Here is a 16655-nt window from a genome sequence, read left to right as displayed (position 1 = left end):
CACCCTGTGCGGGGGCACCAACCGGTACCGGAATCGTCAGACCTCGCGGCGGGCCAGTGCTCCGCTCGAACGGGTGACCAGGGCCGCCAGCAGGGCCGCGCCCACCGGGACGACGATGAGCAGACCGCCCAGCGTGGTCCACGGCACCGAGATCGGGACGTACGGAACGGCCTCGGAGGCGGCCGAGAAGCCGTTCTCGATGCCGTTCCGGACCAGGTCGGCCGCGGCCCGCCGTTCGGTGAGCCGGAGCCCGACCGCCGGCAGGATCCCGGCCGCCGAGCCGAGGACCACGCCCATCAGGGCGACCACCCCGCACTGGAAGCCGCTGAGCGTGCGCCGCACCCGCGGCGGGGCACCGACGGCGGCCAGGGTCTTCAGGTCGCCCTCGGCGTCCGCCTGGGCCAGGCCGGTGGCGATGCCGGCCGCGCCGATGGTGACCAGACCCGCGAAGACGGTCAGGACGAGCATGACGAGGCTGTCGCCGCCCTCGTAGCCCTTCTCGATCCGCACGTTCGTGTCCATGCCCAGCTTGTCGAGGGCCCCTGCGAGCCGCTGGCGCTGCTCGGAGCTCGCGCCCCCGTCGAGGGTGAAGTACGAGCCGAAGGGGACGGATGCGATCCCGGCGCTCTTCGCGGCGGCGGGCGGCAGCACCAGCTCCACGCCGTAGCCCTTCACCGACTCCGGTACCTGGTACGCGGCGAAGACCTTGTCCTGGCCGGGTGCCGGCTCATCGGGGGCGGACCCGGGGGCGGGCTCGGCCCGTCCCATGATCAGCCGGACGGTGACCTTGTCCGCGAGCACGTTCTGCTTCTTGAAGGAGACGGCCTTGCCCGCCTTCAGCGCGGCCACCGCGCCCGGGTCCTCGACGGCCAGGACGGACAGCAGCTTCTCGTCGGCGACGACCAGGGAGTTCTGGACCCCGAAGCGGCCCTCCTGACAGCGCCAGTCGTTGCGCAGCTCCTTGCGCTGGGCCAGCGTGAACGAACTCGGGCCGTTCTCGGCCCCGTAGAGCGGGCAGCGCTGCGCCTTCGGGATGATGATCTCGGCCCGTCCGCAGTCGGGGCTGTCGCCCCACGGGGCGCAGCCCGGCTTGCCGACGACGGGACGATCCACGTCGGCCCGTACGGCCACCGGGAGTTCCTTCGACAGGGTCTCGCGCATCGCGGGCACGTCCCGGTACGCCGTGAACTCGTTGGTCTCGATCAGCCCGGCGCCGAAGGGCAGGCTGGCGACGTACTCGTGCCGGGCCTGGATCTCCTTGCTGTGCTGGTACGTGGCCACGGCGACGGTGCCGGCGACGGCGGCCAGCACGGCGGCCACGGCCGGTGCCGTACGCCCCCGGTTGCGGACGGCGTCGCGCAGCGCGAGGCGGGGCGACAGCGGCAGCCACCGGCCGGCCCGGCCGAACAGGCCGACCAGGGTGGGGGTGAGGGCGACGACGCCGAGCTCGGCGATGGCGCTGCCGCCGGCGACGACGGTGGCGCCCATCTTGGAGACGGAGCCGAACAGGGCGATGGCGGCTCCGCCCGCGATGGCGATCAGGCCGAGGACGGGCAGCACCCGGTTGGCCCGGCGCACGCCGCGGCGGCCAGTGAGGGAGGCCAGCACGGTCTGCCGGGAGGCGTTGACGGCCGGGACGATCGCGGCCAGTAGTCCGGTGAGGACGGCGAGCAGGCCGATGGCGAGGAGTTCCAGCGGGCGGACGTCGAAGTGGCCGAACCGCTCGCCGATCGTCCCCTCCAGCACCGGGCGGAGCCCGACGGTGAGGGCGATGCCGAGGGCGGTGCCGGTGACGGCCGCCGCGGCGCCGATGACGAGGCCGCCGGAGAGCACGATGGCCCGGATGTGCCGCCGGTCACCGCCGTTGGCGCCGACCAGGCCGAGCTGGCGGCGCGAGCGCCGGGCGCCGACCGCGAAGGCGGGTCCGGCCAGCAGGCAGATCTCCAGCATGGCGAGGCCGACGATGGTGGAGACGATCGCGAGTTCGGTGGTCCCGATCATGGCGCCGGGCCGCCAGGCGTCCCGGGGCTGCTCCGTGTAGAGCGGCACCTCGGAGTCGGCCGGCGGGTTCAGCAGCACGGCGCGGGACTCGACGAGGAGGCGCTGCTTGGCGTTGGTCTCCTTGACCATGTTCCACGTGAAACCTTCGCCGCCGACCTTCACCAGGTACTCGTCCTGGGGGTGCACTCCCGTGCCGCCGGCGGCCTTCAGGTCCCGGTCGAGCGGGGCCAGCAGGGTGCCGGGCGGGGCGAGGAGCTGCGCCGACTTCAGGGCGTTGGGCAGCTCGTAGACGCCGACGATCTTGTACGAGGTCTTCGACTCGCGCGGGGTCACGCTGGAGCCGAGGAAGTACCCGGACTCCTCCAGGAAGGCGCCGGTGGCGAGGATCTCGCCCGACCCCTGCGGCAGCCGGCCGCGCTCCAGCGTCCACAGGCCCTTGACCAGCGGGCTCGCCGGGTCCACCTCGCGCAGTTCGGTGTCCAGGATCCCGTACCGGGTGCGGACCTTGGCGTAGGAGATGCTGTCCTTGACGGACTGGGATCCGGCCGGGAGCTGCGGCGCGGCGGCGGCCCGGTCGGGGCCGCCGGCGCTCGGCTGGTAGTCGTCGTATCCGCCGACGGGGGCGTAGCTCTGCGCGTCGGGGGACTGGTAGATGGGCGTGCCCATGTGGGGGTCGCGCACCTTGGCGTCGGCGGCGCCGAGCACCCGTACGGCGCGCTGCTCGGGGGAGAGCTCCGAGCTGCGGATGGTGAGGTCGACGGCGCTCACGCCGACGATCGGCAGGGCGATCATGGCCAGGACGAGGGCACTGCGGCCCTTGGAGCGCCAGGCGTCGCGGCGGGCTATCCGGATCGCCGCGATCCAGGAGTGGTACGAGGAGATCACTGAGCGGCCGCCTGCCCGGAGAGCAGGGAGTCGGCCTGGCTGCGCAGGGTCTCGTCGACGACGCTCCCGTCGCGCAGGAAGACCACGCGGTCGGCCCATGCGGCGAAGCGCGGCTCGTGGGTGACCAGGATGCCGGCCGCTCCGGCGTCGCAGCGCGAGCGCAGCAGGGCGAGTACGGACTCCCCGGTCTCGGAGTCCAGGGCGCCGGTCGGCTCGTCGGCGAGCACCAGGCGGCGGTCGCCGACCAGCGCGCGGGCGATGGCCACGCGCTGCTGCTGGCCGCCGGACATCTCGTCGGGGAAGCGGTCGGCGAGCTGTACGAGGTTCATCTCCTCCAGGGCCGCGAGCGCGGAGACCCGGGCCTTGCGGGCGGAGACGCCGTCGAGTTCGAGCGGCAGGGAGACGTTCTCGGCGGCGGTGAGCGCCGGGATCAGGTTGTAGTCCTGGAAGACGTATCCGATGCTGCGGCGGCGCAGGGCGGCCAGCTGCTTGCGGCTCGCGGTGGTGATGTCGGTGCCCTCGACGATCACCCGGCCGCTGCTCGGGGTGTCGAGTCCGCCGGCGAGGGTCAGCAGGGTGGACTTGCCGGAGCCGGAGGGGCCCATGACGGCGACGAGTTCGCCGGGGTACACGGAGAGGTTGATCCCGCGCAGGGCGTGCACCTCGGTGGCGCCGCTGCCGTGGGTGCGGACGAGCTGGTCCAGTTGCAATACGGGCTGGTCGGGCATGAAGGGTTCCCCCCTGGGACGTGGAGCGGTGGTTCAGACCCGCCGCGTGCGGGCGGTACGGGAAAGAGACCGGTCGGTGGTCGTGGGCGTGGTCGGGACGGTGGTGGCCCGGGCGGTCCCGGAGGGTTCGGCGGGGCGGTGGCCCGCGCCGTGGCCCTCGGGCGGTTCGGCCTCGGCCGGTGCGCGCTCCCCGCGCGCGGACAGCCGTACGAGCCGGGACTCGCAGTGGTCGAGCCAGCGGGCCTCGGCCTCGGTCTGGAAGATCAGCTGTTCCAGGACCAGCAGCCAGGCGATGTCGTCGCGCTCGCCGGAGCGCCCGCTCTCGATGGCGGCGAGCGCCTGGGCCTTGAGCCGGGTGTAGTCCTGCATGGCCTGGACGGTGGCGTGCCGCTGGGCCTGGATGACCGCGCGGATGTCCACGCCGGGTGCGCCGACGGCCATGGCGAGCTTGATCGCGAGCTCGTCCCGGGGCGGGTTGGCCCGGTCGACGGGACGCTCGTACCAGGCGTGCAGTTCGTGGCGGCCGGTCTCGGTGATGGCGTACAGGGTGTGTCCGGCGGTGTCCGCTCCGCCGGGCTCGACGAGGCCGTCGCGCTCCAGACGGGCGAGCGTGGTGTACACCTGCCCGACGTTGAGCGGCCAGGTGGAACCGGTGCGGGACTCGAATTCGGTGCGGAGCTGAGACCCGTACCGCGGGCCCCGTTCCAGCAGGGCGAGAAGGCCGTGGCGGATCGACATACTCAGTATGTATACCGAGTATGTACCTCACCGCAACCATCCTGGGGCCTACGTCCCAAGGGGGACCCGGGGGTCGGGACGGGGGCTACATGCCCCGGCGCAGCCGCATTCCCATGAACCCGAGACCCAGTCCCATCAGGGCGAATCCCGTTCCGAGCGGCAGTATGTGCGCGGCCAGATCGGCGGCCCGCTCGTTCGGCTCGGTGCCGAACGAGCCGATCATCTGGTTCGCCGGAGGGGCGGCGGGGATCGCGGGAACCGGCAGGACCGGCTCGGTGCGCGGGTGGGCCGGGACGGGGCGCGCGGCGAGCACGGTCTCGGGATTGGCGGGCTCGCCCACCGGCCGCCCGGGCCGTTCCCGCCCGGACCCGGCGGAGCTCCCGGCGAGGTCCTCGAAGGCCCGGTCCGCCACGTCGGCCGCGGGCGCGGGGTCGTCGGACGACACGGCGACGGGGGTGGCGGGGGTGGCGGCGGGGGCGCCGAAGGGGGTGAACGCGGAAGCGGCGAGGGGGGTGAGGACCGCGGCCTGCGCAGGCGCCGTGACCAGCAGCGCGGCGGTTGCCATCGCTGCCCCGGCGGTCCAGCGCAGCGCGCGGGCGTAGGTCACGGACTCAGATTTACATAACCGGACAAAACCGGCATCCCGTACAGGCCGTTCGGGATGCCGGTCCTTTCAGAAGGTCGGGTTCTTCACGGAACCGGAACCGCACAGGCGCCGGTAGCCGGCGTCGTTGAACGCCGCGGCCTCCACGCCGACCCGGTCGATCCCGCGCTTGTCCTGGAGGGTGGTCTCCCAGGTCTGGCTCTTTCCGGCCCCGCGCTTGTTGAAGCGCCAGGGCCAGTCGTGCGAGCCGCCGTGGTGGTCCAGCGTGTAGAGCCGGATCCCCGCGACGCGGGCGTCGTCCGAGGTGTCCACGGACGTCAGCTTGATGTGGAGCAGCGTGGAGCCGTTCAGCCACGTCCAGTCGGCGCTGCCGTAGGCGCCGGTGGTCTCGCAGCTGGACGAGGCCCCCGCGGCCGACGCGGGCGAGACGGCGAGAGCGCCGACCGCCAGCGTCGCGGCGGCGACGGTGAGGAGACGTACGAGGGTGCGTGCGCGGTCGCGTGCGGGGTGGTGCAACAGGACTCCCGAGGTGCGGCGGGTGTGACCTGCGCGTATGTATCAGAACCAGCGCCCGGCGGGCCAACTCGCTTCACCCTTGCGGGGAGTCCCCTACTCCGGGTCGCCGGTCGAGATCCACAGGGTGAAGGTGGTGTTCTTCGGGTCGATCTCGTCGCCGCCCGCGGGCTGCTGTTCCACGATGGTGCCCTCGCCGTAGACCGCCTCGTCCTTCGGCTTGGGGGTGTACTTCCAACCGCCGGCCCGGATGCAGGCCTTCACCGAGACCTCGTTCATGTACCGGAAGTCCGGTGCCACCACCTTGGTGGCGTCGGTGCCCTTCCGGGGCTCCTTGCACTTGGACTCCTCGATCGTCCGCGTGAGGTCCGGCCCCTTGTGCCCGGTCTTCGCAGGGGCGGACGCCGAAGTGGAGGAGCCCGGGGTGTCCGGCCCGGCCTTGTCCTTGTCGCCGTCACCGCCCATGTTCAGCACGCCGATCAGCCCGCCGATGGCCACCAGCGCCACCACGATGGCTCCGATCACGACCGGGTTCTTCTTCTTGCCGGCCCCGCCCGCGGCCGGGCCGTGACCGCTCTGCCCGCCCTGCGGCGAGATCGTGTACGGCGGCGGGGTCGAGGTCGAGTACGGCGCCGGGGTCGGGGCCTGCTGGTGCTGCTGGTGCTGCTGCGGCTGGTGGAGCGGCTGGTGCTGCTGCGGGTACCCGTACGCCCCGGACTGCGGCGCCGGGGGCGGCGTCGGCGCGTACGCGGACGGCACCGGGGTGTGCGGCGCCTGGTACGGCTGCTGCACGGAGTGCGGCGGCGCCTGCAGGGCGGAGTCCACCGGGGGGAACACGGCCGAGCCGAGGCCCGCACCGCTGTTCGTCGGGTGCGCGCCCGGGACGATGACCGGGGCTCCGGTGTGCCCGGCGCCGGCCACCCGCGCGACCTCGTCGAGCATGGCGGCGGCCGTGGGGAAACGCTCGTTCGGGTTCTTCTTCAGGGCCCGCGCCACGAGCGCGTCCATCGCCGGGGTGACCGAGCGGTTGATGGAGGAGGGCGCGACCGGCTCCTCCTGCACGTGCGCGTACGCCATGCCCAGGGCCGAGTCCGCGACGAAGGGGACGCGACCGGTCAGCAGCTCGAAGAGCATGATGCCCACCGAGTACAGGTCGGAGCGGGCGTCCACGGCCCGCCCGAGCGCCTGCTCGGGGGAGAGGTACTGCGGGGTGCCGACGACCATGCCGGTCTGCGTCATCGAGGTGACCCCCGACTGCATGGCGCGCGCGATGCCGAAGTCCATGACCTTGACCACTCCGCGCCGCGTCATCATGACGTTGCCCGGCTTGATGTCCCGGTGGACCAGCCCCATTTCGTGGCTGCTCTCCAGAGCCGCCAGCACATCGGCCGTCACCTTCAGCGCCTTGTCGGCCGGCATGGCCCCGTACTGCCTGATGTCGCCGTCCAGGACGGAGCCGAGCGGCTGCCCCTCGACGTACTCCATGACGATGTACGGCATGACCGCGCCGTCGGCGACCGAGGGGTCCGCGAAGGAGACGACGCCCTCACCGGTGTCGAAGACCGAGACGATATTGGTGTGCGACAGTTTTGCTACAGCCTGGGCCTCGCGGCGGAAGCGTTCGCGGAAGGACTGTTCGCGTCCGAGCTCGCTGTGCAGGGTCTTGATGGCGACCTGGCGGTCGAGCGCGGAGTCGTAGGCGAGGTACACGGAGGCCATGCCTCCCTCGCCGAGCAAGTCCCTCAGCTGGTAACGGCCACCGGCCAAAGAGCCGCCCGCGTACTGGCCCTGAGTGCCGTCCTGGCTCATGACTGTTGCTTCCCCTCGGGATTGTCCCTACGCCTCTGGCTGAGCGCATGTCGGCCTCAGTCTGCCGGAGGGCAAGCACACGTCAAGCCAGGTTCCCGTTCCGTGACCACAAGGCCACAGGGGGTCCACAGGCGGCGCACGAGGGGTCCTTGTCCGAACGGTGACCGGTTCTGAGGCTGTAGCGTTCGTCGGAGCACACGATGAGGACCTACCGCTGAGCGGCGGCCGAGACAGACGACGGTGAGGACTGATGGCACCCGAACCCGAGGGAAGCGGCGCCGGGATGGCAGAGGGTCCTGAGCACTGGGGCGCGGGCGGCCTGGTGGGTGACGGCCGTTACCGGCTGACCCACCGTCTGGGCCGGGGCGGCATGGCCGAGGTCTTCGCCGCCGAGGACGTCCGGCTCGGCCGGACCGTCGCCGTCAAGCTGCTGCGCCCCGACCTGGCCGAGGACCCGGTGTCCAAGGCCCGCTTCACGCGCGAGGCGCAGTCGGTCGCCGGTCTCAACCACCATGCCGTGGTCGCCGTGTACGACTCGGGCGAGGACCGGGTCGGCCCGAACGTCGTCCCCTACATCGTCATGGAACTGGTCGAGGGCCGCACCATCCGCGACCTGCTGATCAGCGCCGAGGCCCCGGGCCCCGACCAGGCGCTGATCATCACCTCCGGCGTGCTCGAAGCGCTCGCGTACTCGCACCAGCACGGCATCGTGCACCGTGACATCAAGCCCGCCAACGTGATCATCACGGACACCGGCGCGGTCAAGGTGATGGACTTCGGCATCGCGCGCGCCCTGCACGGCGCGCAGTCGACGATGACCCAGACCGGCATGGTCATGGGCACGCCGCAGTACCTCTCGCCCGAACAGGCCCTCGGCAAGGCCGTGGACCACCGCTCCGACCTGTACGCGACGGGCTGCCTGCTCTACGAACTCCTCTCGCTGCGTCCCCCGTTCACCGGGGAGACCCCGCTGTCGGTGGTCTACCAGCACGTGCAGGACGCGCCGATCCCGCCCTCGCAGCTGCCGGAGGGCGGCCAGATCCCGCAGGAGCTCGACGGGCTCGTCATGCGCTCCCTCGCGAAGGACCCGGACGACCGGTTCCAGAGCGCCGAGGAGATGCGCGGGCTGGTCCAGTACGCCCTGCAGATGCTGCACGACCAGGGGGCCAACACCGGCACCTGGAACACCGGCCCGGTCACCATGGCGCTGCCGCACGGGCGCGGCCCGGCGCAGACCACCGCGATGGCGACGCCCGGCCACGGGCAGCCGCAGTACGGCTCGCACTCCTCGACCTCGCAGTTCCAGCAGCCGATGGTGCCGCCGCTGAACCCGGACGACGGCTCCGCCTACGCCGGCGGGGGCGGCAACGGCCACGGCCAGGGCGGGAACGGCGGCTACGACGGGTACGACGACCACTCCGGCGGCGGCAAGTGGAAGCTGTGGCTGTTCGCGATCCTCGCCGTCCTGGCGGTCGCGGGCGGAGTGGCGTACGCGGTCGACAACTTCGGCGGCAAGAAGGACCCCGGTACGGGCCCGACCCCGCCGGCGAGTTCCGTGTCCTCCTCGGGCGGTGCGTCGCCCGAGAGCCCGGCGCCGGAGACCTCGGCGTCCAAGTCGGCGCCGGAGAGCTCGTACTCCTACACGCCGCCCACGACCCGCAGCAAGTCGCCGACGCCGAGCTACACGTACACGCCGTCGCCCACTCCGACGCCCACGCCCACTCCGACGCCCACTCCGACCCCGACGCCCTCGCCGAGCCCGTCGAAGTCGACGTCGCCGAGCCCGTCGAAGACGCCCGAGGGCAACGGCATCGGGGACGACGGAGAGTAGCCCCGCACCATGCCGAACGGCCCGGCGGCCCGTCTCATCGAGACGGGCCGCCGGGCCGTTTCCGTGCGGGACCGAAGTCCCGGAGCGGAGGGTTCAGAGCGCGTGCTGGTACTGCCGGTCGAGGTTGCCCGCGAGGGTGTGGACGGTGACGAGGTGCGGCTCGATCCGCATGTAGACGGGGTCGAAGACCGCGCCGTCCACGAAGTGCGGACCGGGTCCGAACAGTTCCAGTTCGGCGGTGGTGGGTTCGACGAGGTTCGCGGTGCCGGTGAACTGCACCGACCACAGGTGTGACTCGCCGGAATTGAAGTTGTCGGCTCCGTATGCGACCACGCTGCCGTTGCAGGCCTGGTGGTAGCCGAAACCGGAATGCATTCTCAGGACGACCTTGCCGTTCACCACGATGTGGCGCGCGACGGCGAGGAAGGGCAGCGCGCGCATGCTGGTGGCGGCTCGGCCGTACGGCACGCGGCGCAGCAGTTCGATGGCGTGGAGTTCCTCTGGGGACATGTCATCCACTGTCGGGTACCGACACCGTGTGGGAAAAGAGGAGCCCGCCCCGCACATCAGGGACGTTGGTCCCGAATTAAACAGTGCGCCCCGTGGAATCGTGCAACCACGGGGCGTGACACTGAGTAACGGAATTCCAGGTCTCCCCGGTCCTCCGGAGAGGCGGCGAAGCTAGTGCCGCTTCTCGGCCTGCAGGCGGGCCACGTACGCGGCGGCCTGGGACCGGCGCTCCATGCCGAGCTTCGACAGCAGGCTGGAGACGTAGTTCTTGATCGTCTTCTCGGCCAGGTGCAGCCGCTCGCCGATCACGCGGTTCGTCAGGCCCTCGCCGATCAGGTCGAGGATCTTGCGCTCCTGCTCGGTGAGGTTGGAGAGCCGGTCGTCACCCTTGCCGTTCTTGCCGTCGCGCAGCCGCTCCAGCACCCGGGCCGTGGCGACGGGGTCCAGCAGGGACTTGCCGGCCGCCACGTCACGCACCGCGTTGAGCAGCTCGTTTCCGCGGATCGCCTTGAGCACGTAGCCCGAGGCGCCGGCCATGATCGCGTCGAACAGCGCCTCGTCGTCGGCGAACGAGGTCAGCATCAGGCACTTGATGTCCTCGTTCTGGGAGCGCACCTCGCGGCACACCTCCACACCGCTGCCGTCCGGGAGGCGGACGTCGAGAACGGCCACGTCGGGGCGGGTGGCGGGGATCCGGACCAGTGCGTCGGCGGCCGTGCCGGCCTCACCCACGACCTCGATGTCCGATTCCATCGACAGCAGCTCGTGAACACCCCGACGTACCACTTCGTGGTCGTCCAGGAGGAATACCTTGATTTTTCCGTTTTCGCGCACGAACTCAGTTTCACACACTCACCCCTTCCCTGCCGGTGACGAGCGGGATAACGTGCCGTTGTTCCGGCCCCCTGCAAGGCTGTGACCAGTGGTTGTTCCCGGTTCCGCCGATTTACTTGGAAATCCAAGCAAAATCGCAGGTCAAACGGGGTTTCGCAGTTATGCGACGCACTGGGTAACGTGCATTGCGCAGGGCACTCGCCGGGGCACCTGTCACGCCTGAATCCCAGACCCGAAGCGCACCCACCCCGTGCGCGGGCAGAGATACAGGTGAGCCGCACTGGACCCCGGAGAACCCGGGTGCCGGACCGACGGAGGAGCAATCGTGACCGTGGAGAGCACTGCCGCGCGCAAGCCGCGCCGCAGCGGCACCAAGCGGCCGGCCGCGGCAAACGCCGCCAAGCCCGCCGCTGCCACCGCGAAGACGCATGACGCGGAGCCTCAGCTCGTACAACTGCTGACGCCCGAGGGGGTGCGCGTCGACGTCGCGGAGAATCCCGACGTCGCGGAATTCGCGCCCTTCGTCGCCGACATCACCACCGATGACCTGCGCGGTTTCTACCGCGACATGGTCATGACCCGCCGCTTCGACGGCGAGGCGACCGCCCTCCAGCGCCAGGGCGAGCTGGGCCTGTGGGCCTCGCTGCTCGGCCAGGAGGCCGCCCAGATCGGCTCCGGCCGGGCCCTGCGCGACGACGACTACGTCTTCCCGACGTACCGCGAGCACGGCGTGGCCTGGTGCCGCGGGGTCGACCCGACCAACCTGCTCGGCATGTTCCGCGGTGTGAACCACGGTGGCTGGGACCCGACCACCAACAACTTCCACCTGTACACGATCGTCATCGGCTCCCAGACGCTGCACGCGACCGGGTACGCGATGGGCGTGGCCAAGGACGGGGCCGACTCGGCCGTCATCGCCTACTTCGGCGACGGCGCGTCCAGCCAGGGCGACGTCATGGAGGCCTTCAACTTCTCCGCCGTCTACAACTCGCCCGTGGTGTTCTTCTGCCAGAACAACCAGTGGGCGATCTCCGAGCCCACCGAGCGCCAGATGCGCGTGCCGCTCTACCAGCGCGCGCAGGGCTTCGGCTTCCCGGGCGTCCGGGTGGACGGCAACGACGTACTGGCCTGCCTCGCGGTGACCCGCTGGGCACTGGAGCGGGCCCGCCGGGGAGAGGGACCCACCCTGGTGGAGGCCTTCACGTACCGGATGGGTGCGCACACCACCTCCGACGACCCGACGAAGTACCGGCGCGACGAGGAGACGGCGGCCTGGGAGGCCAAGGACCCGATCCTGCGCCTGAAGGCCCACCTGCTGGCCACCGGAGGCGCCGACGAGGCGTACTTCGAGCAGCTGGAGGTCGAGAGCGAGGCGCTGGGCAAGCGGGTGCGCGAGGTCGTGCGCACGATGCCCGACCCCGACACGATGGCGATCTTCGAGAACGTCTACGCGGACGGGCACGCGCTCGTCGACGAGGAGCGCGCGCAGTTCGCCGCCTACCTCGCGTCCTTCGAAGGCGGGGAGTGACCGTCATGGCCGTACAGAAGCTCACCATCGCCAAGGCGCTCAACGACTCCTTGCGCAAGGCCATGGAAGAGGACCCCAAGGTCCTGATCATGGGCGAGGACGTCGGCAAGCTCGGCGGCGTCTTCCGCATCACCGACGGACTCCAGAAGGACTTCGGCGAGGAGCGGGTCATCGACACCCCGCTCGCCGAGTCGGGCATCGTCGGCACCGCCATCGGCCTGGCCCTGCGCGGGTACCGGCCGGTCGTGGAGATCCAGTTCGACGGGTTCGTCTTCCCCGCGTACGACCAGATCGTCACGCAGCTCGCCAAGATGCACGCGCGCTCGCTCGGCACCATCAAGATGCCGGTCGTCATCCGCATCCCCTACGCGGGCGGCATCGGCGCGGTCGAGCACCACTCGGAGTCCCCGGAGACGCTGTTCGCGCACGTCCCGGGTCTGAAGGTGGTCTCGCCGTCCAACGCGAGCGACGCCTACTGGATGCTCCAGCAGGCCATCCTCAGCGACGACCCGGTCATCTTCTTCGAGCCGAAGCGCCGCTACTGGGACAAGGGCGAGGTCGACGTCGAGGCCATCCCCGACGCGCTGCACGGCTCGCGCGTGGCCCGTACGGGCACCGACGTCACCCTGGCGGCCTACGGGCCCATGGTGAAGGTCTGCCTGCAGGCGGCCGAGGCCGCCGCGGAGGAGGGCAAGTCGGTGGAGGTCGTCGACCTGCGGTCGATGTCCCCGGTCGACTTCGACGGGATCCAGGCGTCGGTGGAGAAGACCCGCCGGCTCGTGGTGGTCCACGAGGCGCCGGTGTTCCTCGGTGTGGGTTCGGAGATCGCCGCTCGCATCACGGAGCGGTGCTTCTACCACCTGGAGGCGCCCGTGCTGCGCGTGGGCGGCTACCACGCCCCGTACCCGCCGGCCCGCCTGGAGGACGAGTACCTGCCGGGCCTGGACAGGGTGCTCGACGCAGTCGACCGCTCGCTGGCGTACTGAGGAGAGCCCTGCGATGACGATCCGCGAATTCAAGATGCCCGATGTGGGCGAGGGCCTCACCGAGGCCGAGATCCTCAAGTGGTACGTCCAGCCGGGTGACACCGTCACCGACGGCCAGGTCGTCTGCGAGGTGGAGACGGCGAAGGCGGCCGTCGAGCTGCCGATCCCCTTCGACGGGGTCGTGCACGCGCTCCTCTTCGAGGAGGGCGTCACGGTCGACGTCGGCCAGGTGATCATCTCCGTGCAGACGGGTCCGGCGGACGAGGCTCCGGCCGAGGCCGCAGCCGCGGCCCCTGTTGCCGCCGCACCGGCCGCCGCCGCGGAGCCCGAGGCCCCCGCGGCCCGGCAGCCCGTCCTGGTCGGCTACGGCGTTTCCACCGCCTCTACGAAGCGCCGCCCGCGCAAGGCTCCGCAGCACGCCGTCGCCGCGCAGAACGGCACGGGCGTGGCCCACGCCGCGGCCGCTCCGGCGGCCCCCGCGGCTCCGGCGGCCCCGGCCGCCCCCGCGGTGGTCCCCGCCCAGGGCGGCGCGGGCAAGGCACTGGCGAAGCCGCCGGTGCGCAAGCTCGCCAAGGACCTCGGCATCGACCTGGCCGCGGTGGTCCCCACCGGCGACGGCGGGGTCGTGACCCGCGAGGACGTCCACGCGGCGGCCGCGGCGGCCATCACCCCGCAGACCGTGGCTCCGGCCGTCCCGGTGGCCCCGGAGGTCCCGGAGGTCCCGGCGGCGGCCCAGGCGGCCCCCGTACAGGCCCCGGCCGAGGTGTCCGGGTCCGCCCGCGAGACCCGGATCCCGGTCAAGGGCGTCCGCAAGGTCACCGCCCAGGCCATGGTCGGCTCCGCCTTCACCGCGCCGCACGTCACCGAGTTCATCACCTTCGACGTGACCCGCACGATGAAGCTGGTCCAGGAGCTCAAGGACGACCCGGACCTCGCCGGTCTGCGGATCAACCCGCTGCTGCTGATCGCCAAGGCCGTCCTCGTGGCCATCCGCCGCAATCCCGACGTCAACGCCTCCTGGGACGAAGCGGCCCAGGAGATCGTGCTCAAGCACTACGTCAACCTGGGCATCGCGGCGGCCACCCCCCGCGGGCTGATCGTCCCGAACATCAAGGACGCGCACGCCAAGACGCTCGGCGAGCTGTCGCAGGCCCTGTCCGGGCTGGTCGCCACGGCCCGCGAGGGCAAGACCTCCCCGGCCGACATGCAGCAGGGCACCATCACCATCACCAACGTCGGCGTCTTCGGCGTCGACACCGGTACGCCCATCCTGAACCCCGGCGAGTCCGCGATCCTCGCGGTCGGCGCGATCAAGCTCCAGCCGTGGGTCCACAAGGGCAAGGTCAAGGCGCGCCACGTCACCACCCTGGCGCTGTCCTTCGACCACCGCCTCATCGACGGCGAACTGGGCTCCCGCTTCCTCGCGGACATCGCCGCCGTCCTGGAGCACCCCCGCCGTCTGATCACCTGGTCCTGACGGCACGGCGTTCCGGCCTCCGGGTATCCCACCCGGAGGCCGGAATTTCGCATGCAACCGCCCCGGGACTGCCTCTGACGTGCAGAAATCCCTTGGGGAACGCCTCCGCCGACTGTGATCATCGGCCCATGCACTTCCGCGCTGCCACAGCAGACCCCACCGACCTGGACCGCGCCCTCGCCTATCCGGCCGACGGCCCCGTCCCCGCCCTCACCCCCGAGAAGATCCGCGAGGAGCTCGCCGCGGGCCGGATGCGTCCCGAGTGGACCTGGTTCGCCGAGGACGAGAACGGCGAGGTCCTGGCCCGCGCCCTGTGGTGGGGCCGCGCCGACGGCGAGCGCCCGGTCGTCCTGGACTGCCTCCAGGTCCGTGCCGACGTGGCCGACCCGGCCGCCGTCGCCGCCGGACTGCTCGCCGCCGGGCACGAGGCCTTCGGCAAGCTCCCCGACTACAACATCTCCCTGCCGCGCGACTGGCGCACCTCCCCCGACGGTCTGGCCGACGCGGTCGCCTGGCGGCAGAAGGCGGCTGCCGAAGCCGGCCTGGTCCGCGAGATCGAGCGGCTCCGCTTCGAGTGGACCCCGGCCGCCGGCACCGCGGAACCCACCGGCCGGCTGGTCTTCCGCGAAGGCACCGACGAGGAGTTCCTCGACGCCTTCGTCCGCCTCTCGCAGGGCAGCCTGGACGTGCACACGCAGAGCGAGCTCCGCACGATGGACGCGGAGGCGCTGGCGCGCGACGACATCGAGTTCTACACCGACTGCCCGGGCGAGCGCTCCTGGTGGCGCCTGGCCCACCTCCCGGACGGCACCCTCGCCGGCATGGCGATCCCCTCCGCGACCCCGTACCACCGCAACGTCGGCTACCTCGGCGTCGTTCCCGAGCAGCGCGGCAAGGGCCTGATCGACGAGATCCTCGCCGAGATCACCCGCTTCCACGCGGGCGAGGCCGCCGACCGCATCACCGCCACCACGGACACCGTGAACGCCCCGATGGCCGCCGCCTTCACCCGCGCCGGCTACGAGGTCACCGAGATCCGCCTGGTCCTCGAGGCCGCCCAGGGAGCCTGACCGATCGCCCGGAGCCTGACCGTTCGCCCGGTGCCGGTGCCGGTGGCCGTAAGGCCGCTACTCCGTCAGCCAGCCGCGCTGCACGCACCGTACGCCGGCCTCGAACCTGCTGCGCGCCCCGAGGCGTTCCATCAGGTCGGCCGCGATGCGGCGTGCGGTGCGCTGGGAGACGCCGAGGCGCTTGGCGATGGACTCGTCGGTGTGGCCCTGGGCCAGGAGGGCGATGATGGTGGATTCCTGGGGGTTCAGCCCGTCGCTGCTCGTCGGTGCGGCCCCGCCGAGCGGCTGGGCACCGGCCCAGATGCTCTCGAAGAGGGCGCACAGTGCGGTCAGGGTCCCCTGTCCGGTGAGCAGGACCGCTCCGGCGGCGGTGTCGTCGCTACTGACGGGGATGACCGCGGTGGCACGGTCGGTGATGATCATCCGGGTGGGCAGGACGGGCACGGTGCGTATCTGTCCGCCCATCCCGGCCATCCAGTTCGCGTACTCGACGGTGGCCTGGTCGTTGCGGACGCTGTCCAGGTAGACGGTCCGCATCCGCACCCCACGGCCCAGCAACTGCTCGTCCAGCGGCCGTGAGGCGTCCATCTGTGCCGCGGGCTGTGCGCCGCCCGGCGCGAACGACATGACCTCGGTGGTGACGTCCCGGGTCAGGCGGGTGAGGCAGTCGCGGATCTCGTCGATGCCGATGAGCTGTTCGACCCCGGGGCTGGAGGTGGCCGGGCGCAGGTCGGCGTATTCGGCGATGAGCTGGGCGGCGACGGCCCGCGAGGCCTCCAGACGCTGCTGCTGCGCGATGAGCTCCTGCTGCTGGCGGGCCATCAGGATTTCCATGCCGATGTCCGGGGAGACCGCCCGCATCCTGCCCTCGTGCTCGGCCGAGGGCCGCACCAGCGCCAGCTCGCTGAGCACGTCGAGGGCGTCCAGCACCTCCTGCCGGGGCACACCCACCCGCGCGACGAGTTCGGCGACCCCGCCCCGAGGGTCGGCGAGCATGGCGCGGTATACGGATTCCGCGACGGAATCGAGTCCTAGTGCGGTCAGCACGATGCAGCCCCCTTGAAACAGGACCCCCCCCGGGGTCACCCGCGATCATGCCACGCCCCACTGACAGGCGTGTAGGGCCTTTCTCCCGGCGCCC

14 protein-coding genes are annotated in these 16655 nt (G+C 71.6%); 5 read left to right on the top strand and 9 right to left on the bottom strand.

Annotation, left to right across the window (positions count from 1 at the left end; genetic code table 11):
* Positions 1-36: 36 nt before the first annotated feature.
* The 6 genes from ACE1OC_RS20140 to ACE1OC_RS20115 all read right to left on the bottom strand — a co-directional run bounded on the left by ACE1OC_RS20140 (position 37) and on the right by ACE1OC_RS20115 (position 7278).
* Positions 37-2886, bottom strand: coding sequence for an FtsX-like permease family protein (locus ACE1OC_RS20140; RefSeq protein WP_407838178.1), 2850 nt, complete (start codon positions 2884-2886; stop codon positions 37-39).
* Positions 2883-3614: an ABC transporter ATP-binding protein gene (locus ACE1OC_RS20135; RefSeq protein ID WP_407838177.1), complete on the bottom strand. Its 732-nt coding sequence runs from the start codon at positions 3612-3614 to the stop codon at positions 2883-2885. The genes ACE1OC_RS20140 and ACE1OC_RS20135 overlap by 4 nt, the downstream gene beginning before the upstream one ends.
* A 33-nt stretch (positions 3615-3647) precedes the next feature.
* The gene (locus ACE1OC_RS20130; protein ID WP_407838176.1) at positions 3648-4352 is read right to left on the bottom strand and encodes a PadR family transcriptional regulator; all 705 of its coding nucleotides are present in this window, start codon (positions 4350-4352) and stop codon (positions 3648-3650) included.
* 85 nt (positions 4353-4437) lie between these two features.
* Entirely contained in the window at positions 4438-4959 is a 522-nt protein-coding gene (locus ACE1OC_RS20125; RefSeq protein ID WP_407838175.1) for a hypothetical protein, read from the bottom strand.
* Between the two features lie 66 nt (positions 4960-5025).
* Positions 5026-5472: a hypothetical protein gene (locus ACE1OC_RS20120; protein WP_407838174.1), complete on the bottom strand. Its 447-nt coding sequence runs from the start codon at positions 5470-5472 to the stop codon at positions 5026-5028.
* Between the two features lie 93 nt (positions 5473-5565).
* Positions 5566-7278 (bottom strand): protein kinase domain-containing protein, encoded by a 1713-nt coding sequence (locus ACE1OC_RS20115; RefSeq protein ID WP_407838173.1) that lies wholly within the window; start codon positions 7276-7278, stop codon positions 5566-5568.
* Positions 7279-7528: 250 nt separating this feature from the next.
* Between ACE1OC_RS20115 and ACE1OC_RS20110 the strand changes: the two genes are divergently transcribed.
* Positions 7529-9109, top strand: coding sequence for a protein kinase domain-containing protein (locus tag ACE1OC_RS20110; protein ID WP_407838172.1), 1581 nt, complete (start codon positions 7529-7531; stop codon positions 9107-9109).
* 93 nt (positions 9110-9202) lie between these two features.
* Here ACE1OC_RS20110 and ACE1OC_RS20105 read toward each other — a convergent pair whose 3' ends face one another.
* Positions 9203-9619 carry a pyridoxamine 5'-phosphate oxidase family protein gene (locus ACE1OC_RS20105; RefSeq protein WP_407838171.1) on the bottom strand — a complete coding sequence of 139 codons (417 nt, stop codon included), beginning with the start codon at positions 9617-9619 and terminating at the stop codon, positions 9203-9205.
* A gap of 171 nt (positions 9620-9790) precedes the next feature.
* The gene (locus tag ACE1OC_RS20100) at positions 9791-10453 is read right to left on the bottom strand and encodes a response regulator (RefSeq protein ID WP_407838170.1); all 663 of its coding nucleotides are present in this window, start codon (positions 10451-10453) and stop codon (positions 9791-9793) included.
* A gap of 325 nt (positions 10454-10778) precedes the next feature.
* On the opposite strand from ACE1OC_RS20100, the gene pdhA reads away from it, so the two are divergent.
* The 4 genes from pdhA to ACE1OC_RS20080 all read left to right on the top strand — a co-directional run bounded on the left by pdhA (position 10779) and on the right by ACE1OC_RS20080 (position 15514).
* Positions 10779-11981: a pyruvate dehydrogenase (acetyl-transferring) E1 component subunit alpha gene (pdhA, locus tag ACE1OC_RS20095; protein WP_250738767.1), complete on the top strand. Its 1203-nt coding sequence runs from the start codon at positions 10779-10781 to the stop codon at positions 11979-11981.
* Positions 11982-11986: 5 nt separating this feature from the next.
* Complete coding sequence (locus ACE1OC_RS20090; protein WP_351371472.1) at positions 11987-12967, top strand: alpha-ketoacid dehydrogenase subunit beta; 981 nt, start codon at positions 11987-11989, stop codon at positions 12965-12967.
* 13 nt (positions 12968-12980) lie between these two features.
* Complete coding sequence (locus ACE1OC_RS20085; protein ID WP_407838169.1) at positions 12981-14444, top strand: dihydrolipoamide acetyltransferase family protein; 1464 nt, start codon at positions 12981-12983, stop codon at positions 14442-14444.
* A 128-nt stretch (positions 14445-14572) separates the two neighbouring features.
* Entirely contained in the window at positions 14573-15514 is a 942-nt protein-coding gene (locus ACE1OC_RS20080) for a GNAT family N-acetyltransferase (protein ID WP_407838168.1), read from the top strand.
* A 57-nt stretch (positions 15515-15571) separates the two neighbouring features.
* On the opposite strand, the gene ACE1OC_RS20075 is transcribed toward ACE1OC_RS20080, so the two are convergent.
* Complete coding sequence (locus ACE1OC_RS20075) at positions 15572-16561, bottom strand: LuxR C-terminal-related transcriptional regulator (protein WP_407838167.1); 990 nt, start codon at positions 16559-16561, stop codon at positions 15572-15574.
* Positions 16562-16655: the final 94 nt, after the last annotated feature.

This window comes from Streptomyces stoeckheimensis (assembly GCF_045822005.1).
In the GTDB taxonomy this organism is placed as follows: domain Bacteria; phylum Actinomycetota; class Actinomycetes; order Streptomycetales; family Streptomycetaceae; genus Streptomyces; species Streptomyces stoeckheimensis.
The sequence above is the reverse complement of the archived record's forward strand: the minus strand, read 5'-3'. Positions and strand labels throughout refer to the sequence as shown.

Bases quoted from the DNA above. Each gene is read 5' to 3' on its own strand.
- ACE1OC_RS20090 (WP_351371472.1), top strand. From the start codon at position 11,987: ATGGCCGTACAGAAGCTCACCATCGCCAAGGCGCTCAACGACTCCTTG.
- ACE1OC_RS20135 (WP_407838177.1), bottom strand. From the start codon at position 3,614: ATGCCCGACCAGCCCGTATTGCAACTGGACCAGCTCGTCCGCACCCAC.
- ACE1OC_RS20080 (WP_407838168.1), top strand. From the start codon at position 14,573: ATGCACTTCCGCGCTGCCACAGCAGACCCCACCGACCTGGACCGCGCC.
- ACE1OC_RS20085 (WP_407838169.1), top strand. From the start codon at position 12,981: ATGACGATCCGCGAATTCAAGATGCCCGATGTGGGCGAGGGCCTCACC.
- ACE1OC_RS20115 (WP_407838173.1), bottom strand. From the start codon at position 7,278: ATGAGCCAGGACGGCACTCAGGGCCAGTACGCGGGCGGCTCTTTGGCC.
- ACE1OC_RS20130 (WP_407838176.1), bottom strand. From the start codon at position 4,352: ATGTCGATCCGCCACGGCCTTCTCGCCCTGCTGGAACGGGGCCCGCGG.
- ACE1OC_RS20105 (WP_407838171.1), bottom strand. From the start codon at position 9,619: ATGTCCCCAGAGGAACTCCACGCCATCGAACTGCTGCGCCGCGTGCCG.
- ACE1OC_RS20110 (WP_407838172.1), top strand. From the start codon at position 7,529: ATGGCACCCGAACCCGAGGGAAGCGGCGCCGGGATGGCAGAGGGTCCT.